5 protein-coding genes are annotated in these 6,660 nt (G+C 43.6%); 3 read left to right on the forward strand and 2 right to left on the reverse strand.

Annotated features, from left to right (window positions below):
* Positions 1-89: 89 nt before the first annotated feature.
* Positions 90-977, forward strand: a complete 888-nt coding sequence (locus AB4653_RS21390) for a LysR family transcriptional regulator (protein WP_017100554.1) — start codon at positions 90-92, stop codon at positions 975-977.
* Here AB4653_RS21390 and AB4653_RS21395 read toward each other — a convergent pair.
* Positions 969-3,650 carry a bifunctional acetate--CoA ligase family protein/GNAT family N-acetyltransferase gene (locus AB4653_RS21395; RefSeq protein WP_102250455.1) on the reverse strand — a complete coding sequence of 894 codons (2,682 nt, stop codon included), beginning with the start codon at positions 3,648-3,650 and terminating at the stop codon, positions 969-971. The genes AB4653_RS21390 and AB4653_RS21395 overlap by 9 nt on opposite strands.
* A gap of 216 nt (positions 3,651-3,866) precedes the next feature.
* Here AB4653_RS21395 and AB4653_RS21400 point away from each other — a divergent pair, with 216 nt between their 5' ends.
* Both AB4653_RS21400 and AB4653_RS21405 read left to right on the forward strand, forming a co-directional pair.
* The gene (locus tag AB4653_RS21400; protein WP_009845372.1) at positions 3,867-4,430 is read left to right on the forward strand and encodes an SPOR domain-containing protein; all 564 of its coding nucleotides are present in this window, start codon (positions 3,867-3,869) and stop codon (positions 4,428-4,430) included.
* Between the two features lie 179 nt (positions 4,431-4,609).
* Positions 4,610-5,605 (forward strand): D-alanine--D-alanine ligase, encoded by a 996-nt coding sequence (locus AB4653_RS21405; protein ID WP_017100556.1) that lies wholly within the window; start codon positions 4,610-4,612, stop codon positions 5,603-5,605.
* A gap of 188 nt (positions 5,606-5,793) precedes the next feature.
* Here the strand turns inward: AB4653_RS21405 and AB4653_RS21410 are convergent.
* Positions 5,794-6,660, reverse strand: an 867-nt coding sequence (locus AB4653_RS21410; protein ID WP_372105290.1) for a tyrosine-type recombinase/integrase, incomplete at its 5' end; no start/stop codon positions are given.

Raw genomic sequence — 6,660 nt, forward strand, 5'->3', positions numbered from 1 at the left:
CATGTATTAAAAAGAGTTTTTCAGTTCCATTCACTACGTGAATGCTTCTCTTTTTGTGATTAAGATCTCACTTACAAAGTAGGAAAGTTATGCATAGCCCAATAACACTTGAAGCCTTACACATATTAGATGCCATTGATCGTCGTGGAAGCTTCGCGGCAGCGGCTAATGAAATGGACCGAGCACCTTCTTCATTGAGTTATCAAATCCAGAAGCTAGAACAAGACTTAGATATTATGATTTTTGATCGCTCAGGCCACCGTGCAAATTTCACGGAAGCGGGGCAGTTAATATTAGAGCAAGGAAGGATCATTCTTGGTGCCACTGAACAGCTCGTTAATGACGCGAGTATTCTTGCCAATGGCTGGGAGTTGGATTTAACGATTGCCTTTGATGGCATTATTCCGATTGCTAATTTCTTCCCATTAGTCGATGAACTCGGAAAAATAAGTAAAACTAGGGTTCGATTACAAGAAGAGATTCTAGCTGGATGTTGGGAATCTCTTTCAGACGGCCGAGCTGATTTATTGGTGTGCCCAAAGGTTGACACCATACCAAACGATATGAAAAGTGACATTATCGGTAAGATGGAAATGGTATGGGTTGCAGCATCAAATCACTACGTTCATAAGCGTTCTGGTGATTTCGACCAAAAGGCGAGAGAAAGTTACAGGGTTATCGCAATTGCAGATACAGCGCGTGACCAACCTGCATTAAGCATCAATATTCTAGAAAAGCAGCCACGTTTAACCGTAACAAGCTTCCCAGCCAAGGTAGAGGCTCTAACTGCAGGGTTAGGGATCGGCACCTTACCGAATAGTGTAGCTAAACCTTTGATTGAATCTGGCGTTCTACAACAGATTTCGGGTACCGAACCACAGCTTATCGACATCGTAATGGCTTGGCGACGTAACAAAATGGGCGACGCCAAGTCTTGGTGTATTCAACACCTAAAAAAAACATGGGCGTTAAAGTAACGGCAACACCATATCTGCAGTGCCGTCTTCAAAACTGATATCTAGCTCGAAGCCCAACTTCTGGGCTAGTGTCAGCATCCCTCGGTTGGTCGGCATCGTCATACCCGACATCTGCTTGGTCTGCTTTGTACGACAGTAGTCAATAACCTTAGTCATCAAAATGCGACCTAATCCGACGCCTTTCAGATCGGAACGTATCAGAATAGCAAACTCTGCATCGGTGTTCTCTGGGTTAATCAGCGCTCTCGATACGCCAATAATCGCGGGTACGCCTTGTTCCTTTCGAACGACCACAAATGCAATTTCTCTATCAAAGTCAATCTGAGTAAAGTTAGCCAACGCCTCATGATTGAATTCACCCACATCACTAAAGAAACGCTTGTAAAGGTCTTCTTTGGATACACGATGAATAAAATCAGCATGAAGCGGCTCGTCTTCAGGAAGGATCGGGCGTAACAACACCTCAGTGCCGTCCTTAAGTACGATATTCTCTTCCAATTCGACTGGATAAGGGCGAATCGCAAGACGTTCTTGAGGATCGCCTTGGTATGCTTTCAAGATGATATCGGCATCTAATATCGTGAACTTGTCTCCGTTGGCCAGTACTGGATGGATATCCAAATCATGTATTTCAGGGCAATCTACTACCATCTGAGATATACGCACCAACAATTCAGAGAGACCTTCAATATCAATCGGGTTAGGTAGTTTTTGCAGACGAATCTTGCCGCTTTTTATCGCTCGAATGATCAAGTAACGCGCCAGTGTCATATTGAGTGGTGGAAAGGCTGCAGCAGCGTCAATGGATTCATCCCATTCAGAACCTCCTTGACCAAGTAAAATGATAGGACCAAAGGTTTCGTCCGTTGTCACTTTTACACGTAGCTCCTGCCCGCCGGCGAGTTTGGCCATTCCTTGAATTAACAAGCCATGAATATGCGCAGTAGGGAACGACAGTTGAGAGCGATCGAGAATCGCCTGAGCCGCATTGGCGACTTCATTGCTGTTTCTTAAATTAAGCATGACTCCTTGCACGTCCGACTTATGTGCAATGTCTGGCGAACGTAGTTTAACTGCGACTGGGTAACCAATCGTTTCGGCAATATGTACCGCTTCACTTGGGTCAGAAGCTATCCAAGTTGGTAATACATCTAGGTTGAAGTGCTTGAAAAATTGGCTATTTTGATGCGTATCAAGGCTAACTGTGTCTTTATCCAGTAGTTGTCGTTCTATCCAATTTTTTGCATCTGCTAGATCTTCAATATGGACTTTTTCTGCCGTGGTTGGCGTTTCCATTAACTGACGTTGGTTACGTCTGTACTCGACCAAGTGCATGAATGCGACTACTGAACTTTCAGGTGTTCGATAGGTTGGGAAACCCGCTTCGGTAAACAACTTTCGTGCTGGCTTTGCTGTTAGCTCACCAGACCAATTCGTTAGAATGTTAAATCGCTTGTGGCGAGGATGCTTTTTAATGGCTTCAATAATTCGTTCAGCTGTTTTAGCTGAATGTGCGATCGCAGAAGGGCTGTGCATGATAAGAATCGCATCCGCTTCATCACCATCTAACAAGATGTTTATCGTATCGATATAACGTTGCTCACCGGCGTCACCAACAATATCGATTGGATTACTCTGAGACCAACTCAATGGCAAAACCTTATTGAGTTTCTCTAGCGTATCTTCAGAAAACTCGGCAAGTTTACCACCACGGTCAAAAAGGGTATCCACCGCCATGATCGCTGGGCCGCCCCCATTGGTCACAATAGCCAAGCGCTCTCCACGTAGTGGTACTGAATGAGTCAGAGTCTCTACCGCTGCAAACAGTTCATGTAAGTTCTTAACTCGCAACATGCCGCTGCGTCGGATCGCTGAGTCATAGATAATATCTAACGTATCGGCACCGCCAGTATGTAGCATGGCCGCCGCCCGGCCTTTAGCGGTTCGCCCGCCTTTTAACACTAGAATTCGTCTATTACGTGACGCAGCACGCGCAGCAGAGATAAAGCGCCTCGCATCTTTAATACTATCAACATAAAGCAATATTGCTTCGGTGTGAGAGTCGGTACTCAGATAATCCAACAGCTCTGAGAATTCTATGTCACTGCCATTACCTATCGAGATAAACGCCGAGAAGCCGATCTCTTTATCGTTCGCCCAATCTAGAATCGTTGTACACACTGCAGCGGATTGAGAAACAAAGGCGATTTTACCTGGCAGCGCCGTCACCGGAGAAAAAGAGGCATTCAAATTTAACCACGGGACAATAACTCCCAAGCTATTGGAACCAAGTACCCGAATATTGTTTGCTTTGGCTATTGCAATACATCTCTCATCAAACGTTTCACCGCTATCACTTTGCTGTTGCATGTCGGAGGAGAGCACAATGACGGAAGCGATGCCTTTCTCGGCCAACTCTTCAAAAATAGCCACATTGCGTGTCGCATTAGTGCACAAAATAGCAAGGTCAGGCACGATAGGTAGCGACAAGATGTTTTTGTAAGAGAGGACGCCTGCGACAGAATCGTATTTTGGTGTTACCGGCATCACCGCACCTTTAAAATCCCCGTGTAACAGATTGTTCATGACGATATATCCTGCACGCGTTTCTCGTTGAGATGCACCAACAACAGCGATTGAACGGGGTTTAAGTAGGGGATCAAGATGATTCATAGACATATCCTAGCAATGCACGTAAGTTCATCGTAACTTACTTTTCATTCACGGGTTGATGGCAAATTCACCGAATTAAGATGAATAAGCAGACACTGCATAAAGTTTGTGAAATAGGTCACCCACTAATGGTGTATAATCTCAAAGTTAACTTGATTCTAAACCGACGTATCGGCATGATTTATAGTAATTATTATTAAGGATATAGAGCTTTCCATGAAAAAACTTGCAATTGTGACTTTGCCACTGCTCTTGGCTGCATGTGTATCTGACAACTACGTTACCAATGTAACGTCAGATAGCTATCAAGAAGAGTTCAAAACGGCTAAAGTTGAAGCTCCAGTTGTATCTCAATCTGAGCAGACTGCCGTTGTTGAAGAGAACGTGGTCAACGTTGTCAGAACCACACCTGTAGAACAAAAAATCACTCACACGACTAGAGCTAAGCCGGTTGCAACAATTACAGCTCCAACCAAGAAGCAACAAGACATGAACCAACGCTTTGGTTACACAGTTCAAGTTGTTGCTGTTGGCAGCCAAGCCAAAGTCGATTCTTTTGTAAAAATGCTACCAACCACTTCCCAGCCAATTTGGGAAAACTACAAAATGGTTAACGGCACGAAGTGGTTCACTGTACTTTACGGTGACTACGCGACACGCTTAGACGCTAAAAAGGCGATTTCATCTTTGCCGAGCAGTTTTCAAAACTTAAAGCCATTCGTTAAGAGCATTGATGATATCAAGAACTCTGAATACCCAACGCTTAACAAGTTAAACTAAGTTTTAAATCATAAAGAAGGAGCAAATGCTCCTTCTTTTGTTTTATGACGGTTAGTTTTGTTTAATAGTTAATCGCTCACTCCTTAGATGACGATTTTAGCATTCAAAACACTGTACCTATTTCGACTTTTGTTTATCATTGAAGTCAGTATTCCTAGTTTCAAGGACCGAATTTACCCATGAACACCACAAACATCCTTCTACTTTGCGGCGGTGGATCTTCAGAGCATGAAGTGTCGATCGTTTCAGCCAATTACCTTTTTGAACAACTTAATAGCGTTGCAGATTTTAACGTTGTGAGAGTTGAAATTAAAAACGAAGGCTGGTGTCTTGATTCTGGTGAGTTGGTTTATCTTGATATTAACGATCAAACCTTACGTGGCGACAACTTAGAATCAAAAGTCGATTTCATTGTTCCATGTATTCATGGTTTCCCGGGCGAAACAGGTGACATTCAATCACTGTTTGAAATGGCTAAGATTCCGTACCTAGGTTGTGGTTCTGAAGCAAGCAACAACAGCTTCAATAAAATCACATCAAAACTTTGGTACGACGCTCTGGGTATCCCAAATACGCCTTATCTGTTCTTATCCGACAACACTGAACTAGCTCATGCACAGGCGACACAAGCCTTTGAAAGTTGGGGGAAAGTGTTCGTCAAAGCGGCTCGTCAGGGATCTTCCGTTGGCTGTTACCAAGTCAATCAAGCAGAAGAATTAAGCGGAGCAATCAACAAGGCATTTACCTTCTCTGATCAAGTGCTTATTGAGAAATCCGTGGTGCCAAGAGAGCTAGAAGTTGCCGCTTATGAAATCGATGGCGAGCTACAGATAAGCAAGCCAGGCGAGGTGATTGCACCTAATGGCGCATTTTACTCTTACGAAGAGAAGTACAGTGCAGACAGCCACTCAATTACTGAAGTTGAAGCAACTAACTTAACCGATGAACAGCGTGAATTGATTGCAGACAGCGCCCGCAAGGTATTCACGCAGATGAAGCTTCGTCACTTGTCTCGTATCGATTTCTTCTTAACACAAGACAATGAGATCTACCTGAACGAAGTGAATACCTTCCCAGGTATGACGCCAATTTCCATGTTCCCAAAAATGGTTGAACATGACGGCCACAAATTCAGCCAGTTCTTAGAAAACTGCGTGAGAACAAGCATTTTTTAGTTCACCCAAAATATCTTAGCCGTTTTATATAACTCATTAGATAACAAATAGCGCCTTGAGCTTATCTACCAAGGCGCTATTTGTTTTTAAGTCGGAAGCTTTTGGTTTGCAAAGTCAGTTGATTGACTTAACAATCTGCCTATAAAAAACCGTAGATAAACAAGCCGCCTCTTAACAAAGCCATCAGCTCATTGCCAAGGGATTAGTGCTTTAAACTTCATCTTCTCACTCTCAGAGGTACCCGAATAACCCACATATTGCGCAGGCATTGCAGGGCTGAGCCAACGACCAAAATCTTGAATTTCTCTCACCTTAAGGCCTTGTTTCGATAGTTCTTGTGCGGCACCTACACGAATAGAGTTCCCGGAGAAATGGTGGTTGTCAGCCAATTGAAGTAAGTCACTTGCTCTTCTCAATATTCTGTAGATCGACGAATCATCTAAAGCTTGCAGACTGATATTTTCATGTTTATCTATCGCACGAAATACAGGCAACTCGTCTTGTGTTCCGGTAAACGAAAACCAACGCTCAAGTGCGGCGCTTGCTACTCGCGATAGCCTATACACTGAACCTTTTATTGTAATCTGGTAGTCATTCTCAACGCTCTCCACATTATCCATCGACAACGCCTTTAGTTCAGACCGCTTTAAAGCACACTCGAACATCACATTATAAATCGCGATATCTCTGATCTCTTTTAAGCTCGATTTCTCATGGGAAAGTAACGTGTTTAACTCTGTGAGGTGTGCGGATGTCATGGCATTGGTTTGTTTAGCGTCGCCAGCCATTCGAGATTGCAAGTGGAGCAGGGTAAAACGAACTTGCCTATGCTTGATTGGGTTAGCAAAGCTCAACACAGTATGCAACAAGCTAAGTGTTGCAGTGTAACGTTTCAAAGACGCGAATTTTCTTTCACTGGATTCAGTCTCAAGAAAACGCCGAACAGCAGTGATGGATGCTGGAAGTGTGTTAATACGATTTTTAGTACAGAACGCATGGTAGCGATTCCAATCACTGTAGATACCCAACAAGGAGTTTCGAGAGTACTGATATCC

The organism is Vibrio sp. 10N.222.48.A3 (genome assembly GCF_041475345.1).
Classification (GTDB): Bacteria; Pseudomonadota; Gammaproteobacteria; order Enterobacterales; family Vibrionaceae; genus Vibrio; species Vibrio tasmaniensis_A.